Genomic DNA, 21650 nt, shown 5'->3' with positions numbered 1-21650 from the left:
CGCGGCATAGGGTGGGGATCATGAAGCTCACCAAACGGCTGCACTCCTGCGTCCAGTTGGAGAAGGACGGGCAGACGCTCGTCATCGACCCGGGCGTCTTCAGCGAACCCGACGCGGGCCTCGGGGCGGACGCCCTGCTGGTCACGCACGAGCACCCGGACCACTTCGACGAGGGCCGGCTGCGCGCCGCCCTCGACGCGAACCCGGCGGCGGCCCTGTGGACCCTGCGCAGCGTGGCCGAGCGGATGGCCGCCGCCTACCCGGGCCGGGTGCACACCGTGGGCCACGGCGACACCTTCACCGCCGCCGGCTTCGAGGTCCAGGTCCACGGCGAACTGCACGCCGTGGTCCACCCGGACGTTCCGCGGGTCACCAACGTCGGCTACCTCGTCGAGGGCTCCCTCTTCCACCCCGGGGACGCGCTGACCGTCCCGGACGCCCCCGTCGACACGCTGATGCTGCCGGTCCACGCCCCCTGGAACAAGATCGCCGAAGTGATCGACTACGTCCGCGAGGTCAAGCCGCGCCGGGCCATCGACATCCACGACGCCTACCTCGCCGACATCGCCAGGCCGATCTACGACACGGCCCTGGGCAACCTCGGCGGCGCCCCCCACAGCCGCCTCGGGGCGGGCGAGAGCGCCGCCCTCTGACTGTCGGTGCCGGGCGGTAGGTTGGTGGACATGCGTATCGCCACGTTCAACGTCAACTCGATCACCGCCCGGCTGCCCCGCCTGCTGGCCTGGCTGGAGGCCTCCGGCACCGACGTGCTCTGCGTCCAGGAGACCAAGTGCACGGCGGAGCAGTTCCCCGCCGACGCGCTGCGCGAGCTGGGCTACGAGTCGGCCGTCAACGCCACCGGCCGGTGGAACGGCGTGGCCCTGCTCTCCAGGGTGGGCCTGGAGGACGTCGTCGTCGGGCTGCCCGGCGGGCCGGACTACGAGGGGGTGCAGGAGCCCCGCGCCGTCTCCGCCACCTGCGGCGGGGTGCGGGTCTGGTCGGTGTACGTGCCCAACGGCCGCGAGGTCGAGCACGACCACTACGGCTACAAGCTGGACTGGTTCCGCTCCCTGACCACCGCCGTAGCCGAGGACGCGGCCGGCCCGCGCCCCTTCGCGGTGCTCGGCGACTTCAACGTGGCCCCCACCGACGAGGACGTCTACGACCCGGCCGTCTTCGCCGGCCTCACCCACGTCACCCCCGCCGAGCGGGCCGCCCTGGAGGCGCTGCGCGCCGCCGGCCTCTCCGACGTGGTGCCGCGCCCCCTGAAGTACGACCGCCCGTACACGTACTGGGACTACCGCCAGCTCTGCTTCCCCAAGAACAAGGGCATGCGCATCGACCTGGTCTACGGCAACGCGCCCTTCGCGAAGGCGGTCAAGGACGCCTACGTCGACCGCGAGGAGCGCAAGGGCAAGGGCGCCTCCGACCACGCGCCGGTCGTCGTCGACCTCGATCTGTAGCGGCGATCTCCGGAAGGGCCGGGGATCAAGGCGCGCCCTGTGGCCAGCCGGGGATCCTGGTGCCAGGCTGGGCCGCATGAACATCCCCTTCCTGGCCAACTGGCTGCACCGGCACGAAGCGGAACAGGGTGCGGGACTGGCCGCCGCCCTCGCGGACGATCCCGAGGGCGTCGCCGAGCTGTTCTCGGAGTGCGAGATGCTGCGCGCCCAGGCGAGGGCGGCCGGGCTGGAACTGGACCAGACCCCGGCGTCGTTGGAGGCGCTCGACCAGCTGATGCCCCGCTGGCGGCGCGACCCGGAGGCGGTGCCGTGGCTGGGCAACGACGCCGGCTTCTACCTCGGCACCGTGATCATCCGGACCATCCCGGGGACCGGCTGGCAGGTCTGGCCCAACGGCCAGCCGGTGATCCGGCTGGCCTCGGGGCGGGAGCTCAACGTGGTCGAGTCGGGTGTCTCCTGGGCGATGACGGGTTCCCCCGAGCTCAGCCAGGCCTACGCCGAGGCCTCCGAGGGCTGATGTCGCACTTTATGTGCCTTTTAGGCGTGTCGCGGTGAAGTCCCCTTCGGCGGCTGGATAGTTTGCGCTGACCTCGACACACCGACAAGTGGGCAGGGCAGCGCATGGCCGTCGAACCGTTGATCGAGCTGCGGGGCGTCAACAAGCACTACGGGAATCTGCACGTCCTCCAGGACATCGACCTCACCGTCGGCCGCGGGGAGGTGGTGGTGATCATCGGCCCCTCCGGCTCCGGGAAGTCCACCCTCTGCCGCACCATCAACCGCCTGGAGACCATCGGCTCCGGCGAGATCCTCCTGGACGGCCGCCCGCTGCCCGACGAGGGCAAGGAGCTGGCGCAGCTCCGCGCCGAGGTCGGCATGGTCTTCCAGTCCTTCAACCTCTTCGCGCACAAGACCGTCCTCGCCAACATCTCCCTCGCCCAGATCAAGGTCAGGAAGCGCAAGAAGGAGGAGGCCGACAAGCGCTCCCGGGAACTCCTGGAACGGGTCGGCCTCGCGAGCCAGGCCGAGAAGTTCCCCGCCCAGCTCTCCGGCGGACAGCAGCAGCGCGTGGCCATCGCCCGCGCCCTGGCCATGAACCCCAAGGCCCTGCTCTTCGACGAGCCCACCTCCGCCCTCGACCCCGAGATGATCAACGAGGTGCTGGAGGTCATGCAGCAGCTCGCCGCCGAGGGGATGACCATGGTCGTGGTCACCCACGAGATGGGCTTCGCCCGCTCCGCCGCGAACCGCGTCGTCTTCATGGCCGACGGCAGGATCGTCGAGGACCGCACCCCGGAGGCCTTCTTCACCGCCCCCGAGAGCGAGCGTGCCCGGGACTTCCTCTCCAAGATCCTCAAGCACTGAGGGGCGGCCCCCATGAAGCACACCCTGCGCGCCCTCGCCCTGGCCCTCGCCCTCCTCGCGGCCGCCGCCGGCTGCGGGAGGAGCGGCAGCCCCCCGGTCAAGGGGCCGCAGCCCGAGGACCTGCCCGTGTACAGGGTGGACACCGGCTTCCGGCTGCCCGACTCGCCCACCTGGGAGAAGGCCAGAAGGCGCGGCCGGCTGGTGGTCGGGGCCAAGGAGGACCAGCCGTACATGGGGGAGAAGGACCCCGCCTCCGGCGCCTACCGCGGCTTCGACATCGAGATCGCCAAGATGATGTCCGCCTCGCTGGGCTTCGACCCCAAGACCGTCGAGTTCAAGACGATCGCCTCCGCCAACCGCGAGACGGCCCTGCAGAACGGCCAGATCGACTACTACGTGGGCACCTACACGATCAACGACAAGCGCAAGAAGCAGGTCGGCTTCGCCGGGCCCTACTTCATGGCCGGCCAGTCCCTGCTGGTCCGCAGGAACGAGAAGGACATCAAGGGCCCGGAGGACCTCGCCGGCAAGCGGGTCTGCTCGGCCGCCGGCTCCACCCCGTACCAGCGCCTCCAGAAGGACTTCCCCAAGGCGGTGCTCGTCGCCTACGACACCTACTCGGTCTGCGTGGACAACCTGCTGACCTACCAGGTCGACGCCGTCTCCACCGACGACTCCATCCTCCTCGGCTACGCCGCCAAGGTCCCCGACGAGCTCAAGGTCGTCGGAAGGCCGTTCTCCCAGGAGCCCTACGGCATCGGCGTCCCCCGCTCCGACAACGCCCTGCGCTTCGCCCTCGACGACGCACTGGCCGAGCACGAGAAGAACGGCGACTGGAAGAAGGCCTACGAGGCCACGCTCGGCCTTTCCGGGCAGCCCGCCCCGAAGCCGCCCGCCATCGACCGCTACCCGGCGGGCTGAGGGGAGAGCGCACCACCATGGACGTACTCACCGAGAACTTCGCGCTCTACGGCAAGGGCTTCCTCGGCACCGTCGAACTGACCGTCTACGCCTCGCTCGTCGCCCTGGCCCTCGGTTTCCTGATGGCCTCCTTCCGCGTCGCGCCCGTCGGCTCCTTCCGGCTCTTCGGCACGGTCTGGGTGGCCGTGCTGCGCAACACCCCGCTCACCCTGCTCTTCTTCGCCGTACTGCTGGGCCTGCCGCGCTTCGGGCTGGTCCTGCCGTTCCAGCTGTTCGCCGTCCTCGCGCTCGGCTGCTACACCTCGGCGTTCATCTGCGAGGCGCTGCGCTCGGGCATCAACACCGTGCCCAAGGGGCAGGGCGAGGCCGCCCGCAGCCTCGGGATGACCTTCGGGCAGACCCTGGGCGCGGTCGTGCTGCCGCAGGCCTTCCGTTCCGTCATCCCGCCCATCGGCTCCACGCTGATCGCCCTCGCCAAGAACTCGGCCATCGCCGGCGCCTTCAGCGTCACCGAGCTGCTGGGCACGTACAAGACCCTCAGCGAGCTGGGCTACAGCATCATCTGGACCTTCCTCTGGATCGCCGTCGGCTACCTGATCATCACCCTGTCCATCAGCGCGCTCTTCAACGTGCTGGAGAAGCGCTACGGAGTCGCCCGATGACCGCGCACGCGCTGCGCGGGGACCTGGAGTCCACCGCCCTCTACGACCTGCCCGGGCCGAACGCGCTGCGCCGCCACTTCCTCTACGGGATCGTCTCGACGGTGGTGATCCTCGGCCTGCTCGCCTGGATCCTGTACCTGCTCTTCGACACCCACCAGTTCACCGCCGCCAAGTGGCGCCCCTTCGCCTACGAAGGCATCCAGGATCTGCTGCTCAAGGGCCTGGGCAACACCCTCAAGGCCTTTGCCTACGCCTCGGTGCTCTCGCTGGTCCTCGGCGCGGTGCTCGCCACCGGCCGGCTCTCGGTGCACCGGCCCGTGCGCTGGCTGGCGACGCTGTGCGTGGAGTTCTTCCGGGCCATGCCGGTGCTGGTGATGATCTTCTTCATCTTCGTCGCGCTGAAGGTGCAGCCGCTGCCCGCGCTGGTGGCGGGGCTGACCCTGTACAACGGCTCGGTGCTGGCCGAGGTCTTCCGTACGGGCATCAACGCCGTGGAGCGGGGACAGCGGGAGGCGGCGTACGCGCTCGGCATGCGCAAGACGCAGGTGATGACCTTCGTCCTGGCCCCGCAGGCGGTCCGGGCGATGCTGCCCACGATCATCAGCCAGCTGGTGGTGGCGCTGAAGGACACCTCGCTCGGCTTCCTGATCACCTACGAGGAGTTCCTGCACGCGGGCAAGCTGATCGCCTCGAACCTGGACTACGACCTGCCGTTCATCCCCGTGGTCCTGATCATCTCGCCGATCTACATCGGCATGTGCATGCTGCTGTCCTGGTTCGCCACCTGGGTGGCCCGGCGGGAGCGCCGCAGCCCCAAGACCGGGGCCGTCGAGGTCGCTCCCGCCGAACCGGGACCGGTGCTGCCGGGGAGGTGACCCCCACCGGCCGCGGCCGTGGATCACTGCTCGCGCAGCGGCACCGAGAGGTACGAGGGGTCGGTGCGCGGCGAGGAGAAGGTCAGCCGCGCGCCGGTGGGGTTGTGCTCGATGTAGAGCGGGTCGACGGTGTCGGCGACGAGAGCGAGCCGGTGGCCCTCGGGCACGTCGTAGGCGGTGGAGAAGAGGTCCAGGTCCACGCCGAAGGACTGTCCGGGGGTCTTCCCGTGGAAGGTGTACGGGGCGTTGCTGACCAGTTTGCCGATGCCGAGCGGGCCGACGTCGTAGAGGTAGGCGACGAAGGTGCCGTCGCCCTTGGTGGGCGTGACGGTGGTGTGCAGGCGCACGGTGCCGCGGACGCGGCGCTCGCGGTCGTAGCGCGGGGACTGCCAGACGGCGGCGAAGGCGCGGGGGAGCAGGGGGATGGAGGCGACCGGGGGAGCCTTGGCGAACTGGTCGAGGATGCTGGAGAGGAAGATGACGCCGCCGTCGGCGCCGGAGTCGACGTTGGCCCACACGTGCTCGGTGTCCGCCAGGGGCAGCTTCTCCGTGCCCCCGGTGCCGACCGACTTCCAGTCGGCGTAGCCCTCGTAGCCGCCGGTGCTGCGGGACTTGAGCTGGACGGGGGCCTCGGTGTCGACGCCGTTGCGCTCGCCCTTGAGGTAGCGGTCGAACCAGCGGTGGGCGTTGGTCCAGGTGTCGTTGGGCAGTCCGAGCAGGCCGGTGGCCTCGGCGGTGGCGTGGTCTCCGGGGCGGAACTCCAGGCGCTTGGGGCCGGTGAGCTTCTCGAAGAAGTCCGCGTACTGGTTGGGCGGGAAGATGGTGTCGCCCCAGGCGTTGCCCAGCATGACCGCGGCGCCGTTGGCGTTGATCCGGTCCACCTGCTCGGAGGCGGAGCGCTTCTTCCCCCACTCGATCATGGCCTGCTCGTTCTCCAGCTTCGAGCCGAGGAAGTCGCCGAGGATCTGCTGGAGTTCGGGTCCGGGGCGGCCGGTGAGGTAGCCGGCGGCGCCGAGCATCCCGGCGGCCTGGCGGTGCTGGGTGCGGCCGGAGTAGATGGACTCGATGAGGTTCGCCCAGCCGCTGAGCGCGACGACGGCCTTGATCCGGGGGTCGTGCGCGGAGGCCAGCAGGCTGATGCCCGCGCCGTACGAGACCCCGCCCAGGCCCACGCGGGCGGGGTCGGCGGGGGTGGTGGCGAGGGCCCAGTCGATGACGGAGGAGACGTCGGCGATGTCGGCCGGCCCGGCCGTCTCGATCTGCCCTCCGGAGAGCCAGAAGCCGCGGGAGGTGTAACTCACCACGACGTAGCCGGAGTCGGCGAGCTGCTTGGCCTGGGCGACGTATTCGATCTGCGGCATGCCCCAGCTGGTGGGGAACACGATCAGGGGGTACTTCCGGCCGGGTTCGGCGCCGGCCGGGGTGAAGACGTTCCCCTTGAGGGTGATGCCGCCGGAGCCGGGGATGTCGTAGAGGCGTACCTCCGAGGATGCCTGGGACGACGCCTGTGGAGCGGCGGTGGGGGCCGCCTGGGCCTGGTGGGGGGCCAGGCCCAGGGCGGTCGCGGCGATCAAAGCGGCCGCGGCTGCTGCGGTGTGGGGGCGGGCTCTCATCGAACGCTCCTCGCGTGCGCCGGTGTCCGAAAGTGACCCGACGGTAACGGGAGGGACTTACTCAAGGTAACCCGTCAGTAAGTTACGTAGCGGTAACAATTGGTGGAATGTCAGGATCCGCGGCCCCGCGCACCGGCCGGCCTCAGCCCGCCTGGGTGGCGCCGCCCAGGGCGCTCTTGGCCTTCCACTGGTCCCAGGGCAGGTTCCACTCGCCGTACCCGTTGCCGAGGTCGGCGGTGCCCTTGGAGCCGCTGCCGACCACCTCCAGGGGGTCGCCGGCCTGCACCTGCTCGTATACGGACTTGGCGTTGGCGTCGCTCATGCCCACGCAGCCGGAACTGGTGTTGGCGCTGCCGAAGTTGGCGGAGTTCCAGGGTGCGGCGTGCACGTACATGCCCGACCAGGTCAGCCGCATCGCGTAGTCGACCATCTTGTCGTAGGCGTCGCCGAGGCCCACCGTCTGGGAGTCCATCCGGATGGTGCCCTCCTTCGTCATCAGCACCATCTTCCCGGACCAGGAGGCCTTCTGGCCGCCCGGAGTGCCCGCCGACACCGGAACCGTCTTCACCACCTGGCCGTCCTCGGTGATCGACATCTTCTTGGTGTCGAGGCTCACCTCCATCCGGCGGTCCTTGCCTATCTTGAACTCGGTGTTGTAATCGCGGGCGAAGAGCCCGCCTCCCGCACCGGAGTCCACGCCGTTCAGGTTCATCTCCACCTTCACGTCGGTGCCGGACTTCCAGTAGTCCTTCGGCCGCCAGTCCACCCGGTCGTTGCCGGAATAGTCCTTGAACCAGCCCCAGGAGCCCTCGGTGTTGTTCGAGGTGGTCACCTTCAGCTGCTTCTCCACCTCGGCCTTGTTCTTCACCGGATTGTCGAAGACGAGCGAGACGGGCATCGCGACACCCACCGTGCTGCCCTTGGGGATGTTGATGGAGACCTTGTTCACCTTGTCGGCGGCCGAGGTCTTGAACTGGGTGCTCGCGCTCTGGCTGTCGGTGTTCTGGGCCTCGACCTTGTAGTCGGTGTTCGGTGCGGCGTTGCGCCCCGAGGTCCAGGTCCTGCCGTCGGAGGCGATCTGCCCGGCCAGTTCCCCGCCCTTGCCGTCCGTCACCTTGACCTGCGCCAGCTTGCCGTCGGCGATGGTCACCTTCACCGGCTCGCCCGCCTTGACCTGGTCGCCCGTGAGGTTCACCGAGACCGCCATGGCCGGCTTGTTCTTGGCGTCGGCCTTGCCGCCGCCTTCCGCACCGCCGCCGGAACCGCCCGAGCAAGCGGTCAGCGCGGCGGCCAGCAGCGCGGTGCCGGCGAGCGTGACGTGGCGGACCCGGTGGCGCGGAAGCGCGGTGCGGCGTGTGCGGCTCAAGGAAAACCCCTCCGAAGTAATGATCGTCCACAAGGAAGGAGTGAACGGGACGACTTTAGGTTGCGCATTCCCCGAAAAAGCTCCTCCTTGCCGTTGTGACATGGGCCGCAGCGAAACGGTTGCCGTACGGTCACATTCGCCGCCGTCGGGGGCCGGTGACCGGAACTCACGAGTCCTGGCCGAAAGTCGTGTTGGATCCGGATAAAGGACCTTCGGCTCTGCGGAAAGGGGCGAACGACATCTTCCGGAAGTGAATTCCGGTGCAGGACCCCCGTCCCGCGCCAGGTACCCTCCACCCTCAGCCCCCGAACCCGACCCCTGGGAGACTGCCCGTGACAGCCACCGACACCAGGCCCGCCGCAGCGGAACAACCGGCTCCGGCGAAGCCCTCGGTGCTGCGCAGCGGTGCCCTCATGGCGGCCGGCTCCGTCGTCTCCCGCGCCACCGGCTTCGTCCGCTCCGCCGTGGTGCTGGCCGCGCTGGGCACCGCCTTCCTCGGGGACGGCTACACCGTCGCCAACACCGTCCCGAACATCATCTACATGCTGCTGATCGGGGGCGCGCTCAACGCCGTCTTCGTCCCCGAACTCGTCCGCGCCGCCAAGGGGCACCGGGACGGCGGGGCCGCGTACACCGACCGGCTGCTGACCGCCTGCACCCTCGCGCTCCTCGCGCTCACCACCGCCGCCGTCCTCGCCGCACCGCTGATCGTCGACGCCTACACCCCCTCCTCGTACACGGACGCGGAACGCAACACGGTCATCGCCCTCGCCCGTTACTGCCTGCCGCAGATCCTCTTCTACGGGCTGTTCACCCTGCTCGGCCAAGTCCTCAACGCCCGCGGCCGCTTCGGCGCGATGATGTGGACACCGGTCCTCAACAACCTCGTGATCACCGCCGTCTTCGGCTTCTACCTCCACGCCACCGGCGGCGGCCACGACGGCCTCACCGCCGCCGACACCCGGCTGCTGGGCCTCGGCACCACCGCCGGCATCGTCGTCCAGGCCCTCGCCCTGATCCCCGCGCTGCGCGCCGCGCGCTTCCGCTGGCGCCCCCGCTTCGACTGGCGCGGCAGCGGCCTCACCCGCCCCCTGCGCAACGCGGGCTGGCTGGTCATGCTCGTGCTCACCAACCAGTTCGCCTACTGGGTGGTGACCAAGCTCTCCACCACCGTCCAGGACCGGCCCGGCGGCTCCGGCTTCGGCTACGCCGCCTACACCAGCGCCTACCAGCTGTGGATCGTCCCGCAGGGCATCATCACCGTTTCCCTGGTCACCGCCCTCATGCCCCGGATGAGCTCGGCCGCCGCCGACGGCGACCACGGCTCCGTCCGCGAGGACGTCTCGTACGCGCTGCGCTCCAGCGCCGCCCTCGTCCTGCCCGCCGCGGCGCTCTTCGCCGCGCTGGCCCCGTGGGTGATGGACTGCGTCTCCGGATACGGCAACGTCACCCCCGACGGGGTCGCCGCCATGGCGGGCATGCTCACCGCCTTCGCCCCCGGCCTCATCGCCTACTCCGCCCAGTACGTGCTCGCGCGCGGCTTCTACGCCCTCTCCGACACCCGGACCCCCTTCTTCCTCAACCTGGTCGTCGTCGCCCTCAACGCCGGCCTGTCCTACGCCGCCTACCTGCTGCTGCCCGCCCGCTGGGCCGTCACCGGCATGGCCGCCGCCACCTCCCTCGCCTTCATCGGCGGCGCCGCCGTCACCGCGTACGCCCTCTCCCGCCGCCTCGGCCCGCGCACCGGCACCCGTACCGCCACCGCCCTGCGCACCCACCTGCGGCTCCTCGCCGCCTGCCTGCCCGCGGCCGCCGCCGGGTACGGGGCCGCCCGCGCCGCCGACGGCCTCGGCGCATTCGCGGCGGCCGGAGCGGGAACCGCGGCCCTCGCCCTGGTCGTCGTACTCCTCGCCAGGCCGCTGCGCCTGAACGAGATCACCGACCTGCTGGACTCCCTGCGCCGCAAGACCGGCCGATAGGGGGAGGAAACGCGGGAAAACACCCTGGGATACTGGACCGGATGCCACGCGTACTGCTGATCGAGGACGACCCTTCCATCCGGGAAGGAGTCGCCCTCGGCCTGCGCCGCAGGGGCCACGAGGTCAGAGCCGCCGGCACCGGCGAGGAGGGCCTCGCCCTCACCGGCTCCTTCCACCCCGAACTCGTCCTGCTCGACCTGATGCTCCCCGGCATCAACGGCGTCCAGGTCTGCCGCCGGATCCGCGAAACCAGCATGGTCCCGATCATCATGCTCACCGCCCGCGGCGACGACTTCGACATCGTCGTGGGCCTGGAGGCCGGAGCCGACGACTACATCGTCAAACCCGCCCGCACCGCGATCATCGAGGCCCGCGTCAGAGCCGTCCTGCGCCGCCGCCCCGACCCGCTGGGCCGCTTCGGGGTGGAACACCACGGCGAGCTCGCCGTCGACCGCGCCGGACTGACCGTCGCCAAGAACGGCGAACGGCTCGCCCTCGCCCCCAGCGAGATCAAGCTCCTGCTCCACCTGTCGGCCTCCCCGGAACAGGTCTTCTCCCGCCAGCAGCTGCTGGAGAGCGTGTGGGAGCACAGCTACCACGCCGACGCCCGACTCGTGGACGCCTGCGTGCGCCGGCTGCGCCACAAGGTCGAGGACCCCGACGGCGGCCCCCGCTACATACAGACGGTGCGGGGCTTCGGCTACCGCTTCGGGCCGCTCTAGGAGACCCTTGTGCCCAGCCGCGCGCCCTTCGGCCTGCGCACCCGCCTGATCGCCGCGTTCCTCCTGGTCGCCGCGATCTGTGCGGTCAGCACCGCCGCCCTCACCTACCGCCAGGCGCGCAGCGCCGTCCTCACCCAGAGCCAGGACACGGCCGTCAGCACCCTGCGCGACCAGCTGGACGCCGTGGCCCTGACCCTGCCGATGGACCAGCGCCAGCTCCAGCGCGTCGTCGACGACCTCGGCAGACGCGGCAAACCCCACCCCTGGGTGGTGTTCGGCGAGTACGGCACCCTGCGCGCCACCTCCGCCGACCTCGGCTCGCCCGTCTCCGACGTCCTCACCGACACGCTCCGCGCCCAGGTCTCCGACCACCCCCACGGCGCCTTCCAGCGCGTCACCGACAACCGGGGCGAGCCGTACCTGACCATCGGCATGCCCGCCGTCTTCCTCCACAACGGCGCCCGCGAGGCCACCGGAGCCGTGCTCTACGCCGTCATGCCGCTCTCCACCGAACAGCAGACCGTCGACGCCATGGTCCAGGCCGCCAAGCAGGGCGCCGTCCCCGGCCTCGCCATCGCCGTCGTTCCCGCCCTGCTCGCTGCGCGCAGCGTCCTGCGCCCCGTGCGCGACATGCGGCGCGCCGCACAGAACCTCGGCCGGGGCCGCCTCGACACCCGCATCGAGGTCCGGGGCGCCGACGAACTGGCCGGGCTCGCCCGCACCTTCAACGAGACCGCCGGGGCCCTGGAGGAGTCCGTGGCCGAACTGCGGGAGGCGGAGGCCCGGGCCCGCCGGTTCGCCGCCGACGTCTCCCACGAACTGCGCACCCCGCTCGCCGGGATGCTCGCCGTCACCGAGGTCCTCGACGAGGACGCCGAACGCCTCGACCCCGACACGGCCAAGGCCCTGCGGCTGATCAGCGCCGAGACCGGCAAGCTCGCCGTGCTCGTCGAGGACCTGATGGAGATCTCCCGCTTCGACGCCCGCGCCGCCGGGCTCAACCTCGACGACGTGGACGTGGCCGAGGCCGTGGGCAAGACCCTCCAGCGCCGCCACTGGGACGACGGCCGGGTCACCACCGACCTGCCGGAGGGCGTCCGTGCCCGCCTCGACCCCCGCCGCTTCGACGTGGTCCTCGCCAACCTCGTCGGCAACGCGCTGCGGCACGGTGCCGCCCCCGTACGGGTCGCCGTGCGCACCGCCCCCGCGGCCGAGGGGGAGCGCCTCGTCGTCGAGGTCGCCGACAGCGGCCCCGGCATCGCCGCCGAGGTGCTTCCGCACATCTTCGACCGGTTCTTCAAGGCGGACGCCGCCCGCACCCGCTCCGCCGGGAGCGGGCTCGGCCTCGCGATCAGCCTGGAGAACGTCCGGCTGCACGGCGGCACCCTGGGCGCCGCCAACGCCCCCGACAGGGCGGCCGCGTTCGGGGGAGCCGTGTTCACCCTCGACATGCCGCTGGAGGCCGCCGCGTGAGCCGGCCGCTGCGGGGCCCCGCCGTGGCCGCCGCCCTGCTGGGCCCGCTGCTGGCGGCCACCGCCTGCGGGATCAAACCCACGGGGGTCGTGGAGAGCGGTGCGGCCGGCCGGGTCGCCGTCGCGCGCGCCGGAGGCTCCATGGCCTACTTCGTCACCCCCGACGGGCGCCTGGCCCCCGCCCCGCAGCCCGAGTACACCCAGGGCGGGCCCCGGGGCAGCGTGATCGGGCTGCTGCGCGGTCCCGGCACGGCGGAGCGGGACGCCGGGCTCGGCACCCGGGTACCGGTCGTGGAGGGGGAGGCCGCCGAGGGCGGGGTGGCCGTCGCCGTGACCGACCGCCTGGAGGTCCGCCTTCCGTTCCCGGTGGCCGGCCTGGACCCCCTCGGCCGCCGCCAGCTGGTCTGCAGCGCCCTGTCGACGGTGGACCCCCGGTACGAGGTCGCCCTCCACGGCACCGACACCACCTTGCCCCCTGCCCGCTGCGACGCGGGGCACTGAGGCGGGCGGGCGGGGCGGCGCCGTCTTGTGGTGGGCTCCGTGAGGCGTCAGCGTGTGGGCCATGGAACGTGCCGCACCTGATCCCGCAGCCCCCGCCGTGCCAGCCGCCCCCGGCAACCTCGGCGGTCCTGGCGCGCCTGCCGTGTCAGCCGCTCCCGGGCAGCCCGGACCGCCCGCCGGCCCCGGGGCCGGCGTGGCGGCGGACGGAGCGGGTGGGGTGCCCGGGGTGTTCGATCCGTGGCTCTACGCCGGAGGCGTTCCGCACGAGCGCTACCGGGTTCTGCGCGACCGGTACCCGGTCGCCTGGCAGGAGGAGCCGGAGGTGCAGGGGTGGCCCGCCGGGCCCGGGTTCTGGGCCGTCACCCGGCATGCCGACGTCGTCCGCGTCCTGCGCGACCACGCCGCGTACTCCTCCTGGCTCGGCGCCACCCAGATCCGCGACCCCGACCCCGCCGACCTGCCCTTCCTGCGGCGCACCATGCTCAACCAGGACCCTTCCCCCAGGCCCCGCGGGCCCGGGGAGCCCCCCGCGGACCACGGCCGGCTCCGCCGCCTGGTCTCCCGCGCCTTCACCCCCGCCCGGGTCGACGCCTTCGCCGGCCGGGTCCGCGAGCGTGCCCGTACGCTCCTGGCCGCCGCCCGGGACGGGGCCGAGGACGGCGCCGCCGACCTGGTCCGTGCCGTCACCGACGAATACGCCCTGCTCAACCTCACCGACCTGCTGGGCGTCCCGGCCGCCGACCGGGGCCTGCTGCTGGAGTGGACCGTACGCGTCATCGGCTACCAGGACCCCGAGGACGCCCCCGCCCCCCTCCTCGGCCCCGACGGCAAGCCGCTCAACCCGCGCTCCCCGGCCCTGCTCGGCGAGATGTTCGGCTACGCCCGCGAACTGGCCGCGTACAAGCGCGCGCACCCCGGCGACGACGTGATGACCGCCCTCGCACAGGCCGGGCTGGACCCGGCCGAGCTGGAGATGTTCTTCTTCCTGCTGACCGTCGCCGGCAACGACACCGTGCGCAGCGCCGCCCCCGGCGGCCTCCTCGCCCTGGCCCGCGACCCCGACGCCTACCGCACCCTCGCCGACGGCAGCGCGCCGCTCGACCGGGCCGTCGAGGAACTCCTGCGCGTCCACCCGCCGGTGCTCAGCTTCCGCCGCACCGCCGCCCGCGACACCGAACTCGCCGGTGCCCGGATCCGCGCCGGGGACAAGGTCGTGGTCTTCCACGCCTCCGCCAACCACGACGAACGCGTCTTCACCGACCCGCACCGCCTCGACCTCGGCCGCACCCCGAACCCGCACGTCTCCTTCGGCGACGGCCCGCACGTCTGCCTCGGCGCCCACTTCGCCCGGCTCCAGCTGCGCACCCTCTACGAGGAGTGGCGTACGGCGATGCCCGCGCCCGAACTCGCGGGCGAGCCCCGCCGGCTGGTCTCCAACTTCATCAACGGGATCACACGGCTGCCGCTGCGGGTGTCCGGGCCGCAGCGGTGACGTCCGCCACCAGCTCCGTCACGTCCGGGCCGTACGCACCGGAGTTGATCACCTTCAGCAGCAGGCAGAAGGTGCCCGCCCCGCGGTAGGTGCGGGCCAGCCCCTCGTGGTTGCGCGCCAGGTAACGGGCCGCGGCCTGGTTGCTGTTGGCGGTCTGCCCCGACAGCAGGAACACCGGCCGCGAGCCCTGATCCGTCGTCAGCCGCGCGAGCAGCACGTACTCGACGAGCCCCGGTTCCCAGCGGTACGTCTCCCCGCCCACGGCGATCGCCCCCCGGTCCGGGCCGGGTTCGGAGGAGACGTCGACCCGCACCCCCGGGAGCATGGAGTGCAGATGGGCCACCGTACGGGAGTTGGAGGCGGGGCCGCCGACGCAGAACTCGGCCCGCTCCCCGAAGCCCTGGCGGGCCTCATGGGTGACGATCTGCACCGTCGCCCCGCAGTCCTTGATCAGGGCGGATATCTCCAGCAGCGCGAAGGCGTCGTTGCGGTGCAGCGAGGACTCCGTGCCGCCCATCTGCCGGTTGACCACGAACAGGCAGTCCGAGCCGGCCGGCAGCCCGAAGAAGGCCTGCTTGCGGCGCAGGGCGCGGCGCCACAGGTACGTCCGGGTGAACCAGCCCGAGCCACCGCTGATGGCGGTGGCCACCACCCCGAGCACGATGTTGCGCACGTCGTCGTTCATGCGGCGGATCGTAGCCGTCACACCGCCTCCATGACGTGGGGGGTGCGGCGAAGCTAGGCTTCCGGTCCATGGTCTGACAGGCAGTCGACTGGAGGAACCGGATGCGCGCTTCCGCAGCACGTCAGTTAGCGTTCGCAGCCCTCGCCGGGGCGCTCGTCTCCACCGGAGCCGCCGCTCCGCCCTCGCCGGCCGCCGCCCCGCCCAAGGTGCCGGTGGCCGTCGGCTACGGCGGGGCCGTCGCCAGTGTCGACGCCGACGCCTCGGCGGCCGGCATCGCCGTCCTGCGCGCCGGGGGCAACGCCGTGGACGCGGCCGTCGCCACCGCCGCCGCCCTCGGCGTCACCGAACCGTACTCGGCCGGCATCGGCGGCGGCGGGTACCTCGTCTACTACGACGCCGCCTCCCGCCGGGTGCAGACCATCGACGGCCGCGAGACCGCGCCCGCCACGGCCACCGAGACCCTGTTCCAGGAGAACGGCGTCCCCATCCCCTTCGCCGAGGGCCAGACCAGCGGCCGCAGCGTCGGGGTCCCCGGCACCCCCGCCACCTGGAAGGCCGCCCTCGACGCCTGGGGCACCCGGCCGCTGTCCCAACTCCTGCGCCCCGCCGAGAAGCTGGCCCGGGACGGATTCACCGTCGACGGCACCTTCCGGGCCCAGACCGCGGCCAACCAGGACCGGTTCAAGGACTTCCCCGACACCCGCAGGCTGTTCCTGCCCGGCGGACAACTCCCCGTCGTCGGGTCCACGTTCAAGAACCCGGACCTCGCCGACACCTACGCCGAACTCGCCCGAAAGGGCACCAGCGCGCTCTACCGGGGCCCGATCGCCGACGACATCGTCAAGGCCGTCCGCACGCCCCCGGTCGACCCGGCCGCGACCCGGAACGTCCGCTCCGGCGACCTCACCGCCGCGGACCTGCGCGCGTACGGGACCAAGCGGCAGGCGCCGACCCAGGTGAACTACCGCGGCCTGGACGTCTACAGCATGGCGCCCTCCTCCTCCGGCGGCACCACCGTCGGCGAGGCGCTGAACATCCTGGAGCGCACCGACCTGTCGAAGCTGTCTGAAGCGCAGTACCTGCACCGGTTCATCGAGGCCTCGCGCATCTCCTTCGCCGACCGGGGCCGCTGGGTCGGCGACCCGGCCGCACAGCCCGTCCCGACCCGCGAGCTGCTCTCGCAGCGGTTCGCCGACTCGCGCGCCTGCCTCATCAAGCCGGACAGCACGCTGACCAGCCCGCTGGCCCCCGGCGACCCCCGCAACCCGGCGCCCTGCGCGACCACAGGGCAGGCCGCGCCGACCACGTACGAGGGGGAGAACACCACGCACCTGACGGTCGCCGACCGCTGGGGCAACGTGGTCTCGTACACCCTGACCATCGAGTCCACGGGCGGCAGCGCCATCACCGTCCCGGGACGGGGCTTCCTGCTCAACAACGAGCTGACCGACTTCTCCTTCGCCCCGGCGGCCCCCGGCGTCCCGGACCCGAACCTGCCGGGCCCGGGCAAGCGGCCGCGCTCGTCCATGTCCCCGACGATCGTCCTCGACCACGGCCGCCCGGTCCTCGCCGTGGGCTCCCCGGGCGGCGCGACCATCATCACCACCGTCCTGCAGACCCTCATCGGCCACCTGGACCGGGGCCTGCCGCTGGTGGACGCGATCAAGGCGCCGCGCGCCAGCCAGCGCAACCAGACGACGACGGAACTGGAACCGGAGCTGTGGAACGGCCCGCTGCGGGCCGAACTGGAGGGCCTGGGACAGGCGTTCCGGCAGAACCCGGAGATCGGCGCCGCGACGGGCGTCCAGCGCCTCCCGGACGGCCGCTGGCTGGCAGCCGCCGAGACCACCCGACGGGGCGGGGGCTCGGCCATGGTCGTACACGCGCACGGAAGGTCGTAGGACCGGCCGCGCGCCCGGTCCCGGGGCCGGCTGCGCGCCCCGTCCGGAGGCCGGCGGGCCCGGAGGGCGTAGGAGCGGCGGCGCGCCCGGGCCGGGGGGCCGTAGGGCCGGCTGAGCGCCCCGCCCCGGGGGCCGGCGGGCCCGGCCGTCCGTGTGCTAGAGCGCCGTCAGGATCCTGGGTCCGGCGGCTGTGATCGCGACCGTGTGCTCCACGTGCGCGGCGCGGGATCCGTCGGTGGTGCGCAGGGTCCAGCCGTCGGGGTCGCAGGCGTAGTCGTCCGTACCGCCCGCGATCAGCATCGGCTCGATCGCCAGGACCATGCCGGGGCGCAGCCGCATGCCGCGCCCCGGCGGGCCCTCGTTGGGGACCCCCGGGTCCTCGTGCATGCCGCGGCCCACGCCGTGTCCGCCGAAGCCCTCGGGGATGCCGTAGCCGGCGGTGCGGCAGACGCTGCCGACCGCGTGCGCGATGTCGCCGATCCGGTTGCCGGGTACGGCGGCGGCGATGCCGGCGGCGAGGGCCGCCTCCGCGGTTCCGATCAGCCGCAGGTCGGCGGGGCGGGGCCGGCCGACGGTGAAGCTGACCGCCGCGTCGCCCACCCAGCCGCGCAGCCTGGCCCCGCAGTCGATGCTGACCAGGTCGCCGTCGCGGAGCCGGTAGCCGTCGGGGACGCCGTGCACGATGGCGTCGTTCACCGAGGCGCACACCACCGCCGGAAAGGGCACCGGCGCGAAGTGCGGGCGGTAGCCGAGGAAGGGCGAGGTGGCCCGCGCCTCGCGCAGGACCGCGCGGGCCACCGCGTCCAGCTCCAGCAGGGACACACCCACCTCGGCGGCCTCCCGCACGGCTGCCAGGGCGTGCGCGACCACCCGGCCGGCGGCACGCATCTGGTCGATCGCTTCGTCCGTCTTCAATTGCACCATGCCGATAACTATACCGGTATAAGTTTAACGGGATAGTTATGGGCGCGCGGGGTAGGATGGGGGCATGGTGCGAACCCCCCTGACCCCCGAAGAGCGCGAGCGCGGCGAGCGGCTGGGCGCGCTGCTGCGCGAGGCGCGCGGCGCCCGCAGCATGGTCGAGGTCGCGGCCGGCGCCGGGCTCTCGCCCGAAACCCTCCGCAAGATCGAGACGGGCCGGGCGCCGACCCCCGCCTTCTTCACGGTCGCCGCGCTCGCCGGGGCGCTCGGCCTCTCGCTGGACGACGTCATACGCCGCTGCGCGCTGGTGCCGGCCTGACGGGGGTCCGGGACCGGGCGCCTGCCCCTGCGGGGTCCTCTCCGGCGGCCGGACGGCGCAATCGGTGGGGGAGGGGGCCCGGCCCGGGGCAAGGGTGAAGGCGTGTCAGCCACGAACTCGTCCAAGCGGCTCGGACTCGCACTCCTCGGCGCGGCCCTCGCGGCCGGCCTGCTGGCCGCCGCCTGCTCCACTCCGGCGGACGCGGGTTCGCCGTCAAGGTTTGAGACTCCCGTAGTGCGCCCGTAACGCGGGTGCGATGCAATGCGGGGATGGACACGCCGACTGCGCTGGTCATCGGGCAACTCACGGACTATCTGCGGGGGTTGACGCAGAGACTGGACCCCGGGGCGGGCTGGTACGGGGAGTTCCTGAGGCGGGACCCGGAGGGGATGCGGGCCTGTCTCGACGGGATCGCCGTACCGCCGTGGGACGTACTGGAATCCCTCCTGCTGGACCTCCCGGGAGGGCCCGGCGCGGCCGCGGAGGAGGCGGCGCACGCGGCACGGCTACGGGCCGCCGCCGTCGCCGCGTGGGACGCGCAGCCGGGCGGGGTGCGGGAGCTGCGGATCCTGCTCGCCGCGGCCGCCGAGCAGCGGGCCGCCCTGGAGGACGCCCTGCGGAACCTGACCGACCGGCTGGGCGCCGCGGCCGGCCCGGCGGAGGCGGAGGCCCTGTCCCGCGAGCTGGCCTGGACCCGCGACGACGCGGCCCGCGCGACGGCCCGCCAAACGGACCTGGAATCCCGCCTGGCCACCCTCACCCTCCCAGCAGTCCCCCGCCAACGCACCCCCCACCCGCTACCGGACCCCCCAGGCGGCGGAGCCACCTCCCCGGCCGGCGCCCCCGCTCCCGGTGCCTGGCCGGGGGCCCTGATGGGCCGGCCCGAGCGGACGGGCGGCGGGGGCGAGGCCTCGGCAGGCTGGCTCGGCGGGCCCTCTGAGAGCCGGCCCGGTCCGACGGAGGTGTCGGTGAGCCGGGCCGAGTCGCCGGTCGGGCGGGCCGAGGGGCGTTGGCTGCGCGGAGCCCGCCGCGTCGGCGGAGCCCGCTACGCGGCCCCGGCCCCGCCCCCGGACCTTGCCGCCCCCACGCTGCCGGCCCCCGCCTTCCACACGCCCCGCGGCGCCCGCTTCGGCTGGACCCCGGCCGCCGAGCCCGGGAGTACGCGCTCCGCCCGACCGGACGCCAGTCCCGGGACCCCGGCGGGCGCCCCCTCCGACGGGCGGCCGGAGCCGGCGGAGGGTGTCTTCGGTCCGGCGGACACGGCCCCTGCGGCCGCCGTCCTGGACCGCCCTCCGGCCGAGGTCGCCCGCAGGAGGCGGGTGTTCACCCGTCCCGCCGCCGCCGGGCCGGATGCGCCGGCAGGGGACCCCGAAGGCGCCCCCTCGGGCTGGCTGTTCACCGGCTCCGCCGGCTCCGGGACCACGACGGGCGACGCCCCCGCGGCCCCCATCCCGGATCCCCAGCCCGGTAGCAGCCGGGAAGCCTGGCCCGGCGCACCGGCCGACGGCTCGGCGGCTGTGGCGGGTGGGCTTGCTCAGGCCGGGTCGGATGCCTATCCAGGGGGCGACGGGGCAGCTTGGTTCCGCGGGCCGGTCGGCGGTTCGGCAGCTGCCGTGGGTGCCCCCGCCCAGGTCGGGTCGGATGTCGTGCCCAGGGGTGACGGGGACGCCTGGTCCGGTGTGTCGGGCGGTGGCTCCGTTGCTGTGGTGGGTGCGTTGGCTCAGGCTGGGTCGGATGTCGTCCCTGGGGGTGAGCGGGAAGCCTGGCTCGACGGGCCGGGCGGCGGTTCGGCAGCTGCCGTGGGTGCTCCTGCCCAGGTCGGGTCGGATGTCGTGCCTGGGGGCGACGAGGCAGCCTGGTCCGGCGGGCCGGTCGGCGGTTCGGCAGCTGCCGTGGGTGCCCCCGCCCAGGTCGGGTCGGATGTCGTGCCCGGCGGCGGCCGGGGAGCCTGGTCCGGCGCGCCCGTCGGCGGATCCGCAGCTGCGGTGGGCGCCCCCGCCCAGGGCGGTGTGGACGTCGTCACCGGGGACATCCCGGGGCTGCCCCGGGGAGCGGCCAGGGGGGCGTTCGTCGCCGAGTTGCTCACGCTGCGGGCACAGGGGCGCAGCGGCGAGGCGCACGCGTTGCTGTGCGAGGCCGCGCTGTGGCCCGCCGGAGAGCTGCCCGGCCTCGCCGAGGAGCTCGGGCACGCCGGGCTGGCCGCCGACTGGGCCACCCTCTTATGGGAGGCGGCTTCGCTCCCGCCCGAGCGGCTCGCCGCGGCCGCCGGGGCCCTCGGGGAGGCGGGCCGGGTGGCCGACTCCGACCGGCTGCTGCGCCAGGGCGTGGCCCGTCCGGCCGGCGAGGTCGCCGAAGCCGCCCTCGCCCTCGGCGACGCCGGCCGGGACCGGGAGGCCCAGGCACTGCTCGGCGCCTTCGTCCGGCTGCGCACCGCCGAGGAGGCCGCCGCCCTGGCCCGCCACGACCCGCACTGGTTCGCCCCGCGCCTGCTCCGCGCGGCCCGCGCCCTCTCCGCCGCCAGGCACCGCGACCTGTCCCACGCCCTGCGCGTCGCCGGCCTCCAGGCGACCTAAGCCGTCTCTTCCGGATCCCGCTCCCCGGCCACCACCGGAGCCCCGCCCGCGCCGCCCCGCGCCGCACTTCGTCCCCCGGCTACGGCCGGGGGGTGCCACCTGCGCCGGCTTGCACCCCACGTCGTCCCCCGGCAGCGCCGGGACCCCGAGGACGCCCAGTACCCGGGCGCCGCGCCGCCCCGCGACGCACGCCACCGGAAGCGTGGGCTAAGCGGTGCACTCCCCAGCGGCACCCGCCGGCCACAGCCGGGGACGCCCCCACCGCGACCCCCGTCCTCCGTCCCGGGACGCCCACCAACGGACGCCGGCGCCGCCGGCCGGTCCGGAGGCGGCCGGCCGACCCGGAAGGCGGCCTGGCCCGGGTCGGTTCGGGGGAGTGGTCAGAGTTCCTGGTCCTGGGCCAGGCCGGTCCAGTCCAGGTCCCGCAGGGACGGGTGCGCGGTCTCGCCGGTCGGGACGTCCGGGGTGTCCTGGAACCAGACGACCGTGAGGGACGAGCGGTGCAGCACCGGGTTCAGCTCCGCGTCGACCGGGTACGAGCCGAAGGTGCCCACGCAGGCCACCGCGGGCAGCACCTCGACGGGGCCGAACGCGCCGCCCGACGCCCCGTCCGGGTAGGTGCGGACGGGCGGTACGAGGTGCACCGGCGCGCCGGGGAAGGCCTGTCGGGCGCTCGCCAGCAGGCCCTTGATCTGCATCTCGTTGCCCGGCTTACAGGGGTACCCCTCCAGCAGGCCACCGTAGGTGGACCGCATCCGCAGCTGGGAGAGCTCGACGGAACGCCCGCAGGACAGGACGACGTGACTCAGCGACATGGGCC

The 21650-nt window shown here is 73.2% G+C and carries 21 protein-coding genes; 16 read left to right on the top strand and 5 right to left on the bottom strand.

The annotated features are described in order from the left end of the window. Positions 1-20 precede the first annotated feature (20 nt). The 7 genes from AB0F18_RS17625 to AB0F18_RS17595 all read left to right on the top strand — a co-directional run bounded on the left by AB0F18_RS17625 (position 21) and on the right by AB0F18_RS17595 (position 5286). A complete protein-coding gene (locus tag AB0F18_RS17625; protein WP_362061124.1) occupies positions 21-653 on the top strand; it encodes an MBL fold metallo-hydrolase in 633 nt (210 codons plus the stop codon). Between the two features lie 30 nt (positions 654-683). Continuing rightward, complete coding sequence (locus AB0F18_RS17620; protein WP_362061121.1) at positions 684-1463, top strand: exodeoxyribonuclease III; 780 nt, start codon at positions 684-686, stop codon at positions 1461-1463. Between the two features lie 76 nt (positions 1464-1539). After that, complete coding sequence (locus AB0F18_RS17615) at positions 1540-1980, top strand: DUF6278 family protein (RefSeq protein ID WP_362061118.1); 441 nt, start codon at positions 1540-1542, stop codon at positions 1978-1980. A 104-nt stretch (positions 1981-2084) separates the two neighbouring features. Next, positions 2085-2828: an amino acid ABC transporter ATP-binding protein gene (locus tag AB0F18_RS17610; protein WP_362061115.1), complete on the top strand. Its 744-nt coding sequence runs from the start codon at positions 2085-2087 to the stop codon at positions 2826-2828. A 12-nt stretch (positions 2829-2840) separates the two neighbouring features. Continuing rightward, positions 2841-3749, top strand: a complete 909-nt coding sequence (locus AB0F18_RS17605) for a glutamate ABC transporter substrate-binding protein (RefSeq protein ID WP_362061112.1) — start codon at positions 2841-2843, stop codon at positions 3747-3749. 17 nt (positions 3750-3766) lie between these two features. Then, positions 3767-4411: an amino acid ABC transporter permease gene (locus AB0F18_RS17600; RefSeq protein WP_362061110.1), complete on the top strand. Its 645-nt coding sequence runs from the start codon at positions 3767-3769 to the stop codon at positions 4409-4411. After that, complete coding sequence (locus AB0F18_RS17595) at positions 4408-5286, top strand: amino acid ABC transporter permease (RefSeq protein WP_362061107.1); 879 nt, start codon at positions 4408-4410, stop codon at positions 5284-5286. Before AB0F18_RS17600 ends, AB0F18_RS17595 begins: the two co-directional genes overlap by 4 nt. A gap of 23 nt (positions 5287-5309) precedes the next feature. Here AB0F18_RS17595 and AB0F18_RS17590 read toward each other — a convergent pair whose 3' ends face one another. Beyond that, positions 5310-6899 (bottom strand): CocE/NonD family hydrolase, encoded by a 1590-nt coding sequence (locus tag AB0F18_RS17590; RefSeq protein ID WP_362061104.1) that lies wholly within the window; start codon positions 6897-6899, stop codon positions 5310-5312. A gap of 142 nt (positions 6900-7041) precedes the next feature. Continuing rightward, positions 7042-8265: an Ig-like domain-containing protein gene (locus AB0F18_RS17585; RefSeq protein WP_362061101.1), complete on the bottom strand. Its 1224-nt coding sequence runs from the start codon at positions 8263-8265 to the stop codon at positions 7042-7044. Positions 8266-8597: 332 nt separating this feature from the next. Here AB0F18_RS17585 and murJ point away from each other — a divergent pair, with 332 nt between their 5' ends. The 5 genes from murJ (at position 8598) to AB0F18_RS17560 (ending at position 14431) form a co-directional block, all read left to right on the top strand. Then, a complete protein-coding gene (gene murJ / locus AB0F18_RS17580) occupies positions 8598-10244 on the top strand; it encodes a murein biosynthesis integral membrane protein MurJ (protein ID WP_362061098.1) in 1647 nt (548 codons plus the stop codon). A gap of 41 nt (positions 10245-10285) precedes the next feature. Next, the gene (locus tag AB0F18_RS17575; protein WP_362061095.1) at positions 10286-10966 is read left to right on the top strand and encodes a response regulator transcription factor; all 681 of its coding nucleotides are present in this window, start codon (positions 10286-10288) and stop codon (positions 10964-10966) included. A 9-nt stretch (positions 10967-10975) separates the two neighbouring features. Next, positions 10976-12439, top strand: coding sequence for a HAMP domain-containing sensor histidine kinase (locus AB0F18_RS17570; protein ID WP_362061092.1), 1464 nt, complete (start codon positions 10976-10978; stop codon positions 12437-12439). Continuing rightward, complete coding sequence (locus AB0F18_RS17565; protein WP_362061089.1) at positions 12436-12939, top strand: hypothetical protein; 504 nt, start codon at positions 12436-12438, stop codon at positions 12937-12939. The genes AB0F18_RS17570 and AB0F18_RS17565 overlap by 4 nt, the downstream gene beginning before the upstream one ends. Before the next feature lie 226 nt (positions 12940-13165). Further along, positions 13166-14431 carry a cytochrome P450 gene (locus AB0F18_RS17560; RefSeq protein ID WP_362061086.1) on the top strand — a complete coding sequence of 422 codons (1266 nt, stop codon included), beginning with the start codon at positions 13166-13168 and terminating at the stop codon, positions 14429-14431. Here the strand turns inward: AB0F18_RS17560 and AB0F18_RS17555 are convergent. Continuing rightward, on the bottom strand, positions 14391-15116 hold the full coding sequence (locus AB0F18_RS17555) for a hypothetical protein (protein ID WP_362061083.1): 726 nt from the start codon (positions 15114-15116) through the stop codon (positions 14391-14393). The two genes, AB0F18_RS17560 and AB0F18_RS17555, sit on opposite strands and share 41 nt — an antisense overlap. 101 nt (positions 15117-15217) lie before the next feature. On the opposite strand from AB0F18_RS17555, the gene ggt reads away from it, so the two are divergent. Then, on the top strand, positions 15218-17017 hold the full coding sequence (ggt, locus tag AB0F18_RS17550) for a gamma-glutamyltransferase (protein WP_362061080.1): 1800 nt from the start codon (positions 15218-15220) through the stop codon (positions 17015-17017). A 156-nt stretch (positions 17018-17173) separates the two neighbouring features. On the opposite strand, the gene map is transcribed toward ggt, so the two are convergent. Beyond that, the gene (map, locus tag AB0F18_RS17545; RefSeq protein ID WP_362061077.1) at positions 17174-17941 is read right to left on the bottom strand and encodes a type I methionyl aminopeptidase; all 768 of its coding nucleotides are present in this window, start codon (positions 17939-17941) and stop codon (positions 17174-17176) included. 64 nt (positions 17942-18005) lie between these two features. Between map and AB0F18_RS17540 the strand changes: the two genes are divergently transcribed. The 3 genes from AB0F18_RS17540 (at position 18006) to AB0F18_RS17530 (ending at position 20830) form a co-directional block, all read left to right on the top strand. Beyond that, complete coding sequence (locus AB0F18_RS17540; protein WP_362061074.1) at positions 18006-18257, top strand: helix-turn-helix transcriptional regulator; 252 nt, start codon at positions 18006-18008, stop codon at positions 18255-18257. Between the two features lie 102 nt (positions 18258-18359). Continuing rightward, the gene (locus AB0F18_RS17535) at positions 18360-18503 is read left to right on the top strand and encodes a hypothetical protein (RefSeq protein ID WP_362061071.1); all 144 of its coding nucleotides are present in this window, start codon (positions 18360-18362) and stop codon (positions 18501-18503) included. 23 nt (positions 18504-18526) lie between these two features. Beyond that, positions 18527-20830 carry a hypothetical protein gene (locus tag AB0F18_RS17530; RefSeq protein WP_362061068.1) on the top strand — a complete coding sequence of 768 codons (2304 nt, stop codon included), beginning with the start codon at positions 18527-18529 and terminating at the stop codon, positions 20828-20830. Positions 20831-21210: 380 nt separating this feature from the next. Here AB0F18_RS17530 and AB0F18_RS17525 read toward each other — a convergent pair whose 3' ends face one another. Next, positions 21211-21645 carry a hypothetical protein gene (locus AB0F18_RS17525; RefSeq protein WP_362061066.1) on the bottom strand — a complete coding sequence of 145 codons (435 nt, stop codon included), beginning with the start codon at positions 21643-21645 and terminating at the stop codon, positions 21211-21213. Between the last annotated feature and the right edge of the window lie 5 nt (positions 21646-21650).

Origin of the sequence: Streptomyces sp. NPDC029216, assembly GCF_040648015.1 — a bacterium.
Classification (GTDB): domain Bacteria; phylum Actinomycetota; class Actinomycetes; order Streptomycetales; family Streptomycetaceae; genus Streptomyces.
The sequence above is the reverse complement of the archived record's forward strand: the minus strand, read 5'-3'. Positions and strand labels throughout refer to the sequence as shown.

Bases quoted from the DNA above. Each gene is read 5' to 3' on its own strand.
- AB0F18_RS17625 (WP_362061124.1), top strand. From the start codon at position 21: ATGAAGCTCACCAAACGGCTGCACTCCTGCGTCCAGTTGGAGAAGGAC.
- AB0F18_RS17620 (WP_362061121.1), top strand. From the start codon at position 684: ATGCGTATCGCCACGTTCAACGTCAACTCGATCACCGCCCGGCTGCCC.
- AB0F18_RS17615 (WP_362061118.1), top strand. From the start codon at position 1,540: ATGAACATCCCCTTCCTGGCCAACTGGCTGCACCGGCACGAAGCGGAA.
- AB0F18_RS17610 (WP_362061115.1), top strand. From the start codon at position 2,085: ATGGCCGTCGAACCGTTGATCGAGCTGCGGGGCGTCAACAAGCACTAC.
- AB0F18_RS17605 (WP_362061112.1), top strand. From the start codon at position 2,841: ATGAAGCACACCCTGCGCGCCCTCGCCCTGGCCCTCGCCCTCCTCGCG.
- AB0F18_RS17600 (WP_362061110.1), top strand. From the start codon at position 3,767: ATGGACGTACTCACCGAGAACTTCGCGCTCTACGGCAAGGGCTTCCTC.
- AB0F18_RS17595 (WP_362061107.1), top strand. From the start codon at position 4,408: ATGACCGCGCACGCGCTGCGCGGGGACCTGGAGTCCACCGCCCTCTAC.
- AB0F18_RS17590 (WP_362061104.1), bottom strand. From the start codon at position 6,899: ATGAGAGCCCGCCCCCACACCGCAGCAGCCGCGGCCGCTTTGATCGCC.
- AB0F18_RS17575 (WP_362061095.1), top strand. From the start codon at position 10,286: ATGCCACGCGTACTGCTGATCGAGGACGACCCTTCCATCCGGGAAGGA.
- AB0F18_RS17555 (WP_362061083.1), bottom strand. From the start codon at position 15,116: ATGAACGACGACGTGCGCAACATCGTGCTCGGGGTGGTGGCCACCGCC.
- ggt (WP_362061080.1), top strand. From the start codon at position 15,218: ATGCGCGCTTCCGCAGCACGTCAGTTAGCGTTCGCAGCCCTCGCCGGG.
- map (WP_362061077.1), bottom strand. From the start codon at position 17,941: ATGGTGCAATTGAAGACGGACGAAGCGATCGACCAGATGCGTGCCGCC.
- AB0F18_RS17540 (WP_362061074.1), top strand. From the start codon at position 18,006: ATGGTGCGAACCCCCCTGACCCCCGAAGAGCGCGAGCGCGGCGAGCGG.
- AB0F18_RS17530 (WP_362061068.1), top strand. From the start codon at position 18,527: ATGGACACGCCGACTGCGCTGGTCATCGGGCAACTCACGGACTATCTG.
- AB0F18_RS17525 (WP_362061066.1), bottom strand. From the start codon at position 21,645: ATGTCGCTGAGTCACGTCGTCCTGTCCTGCGGGCGTTCCGTCGAGCTC.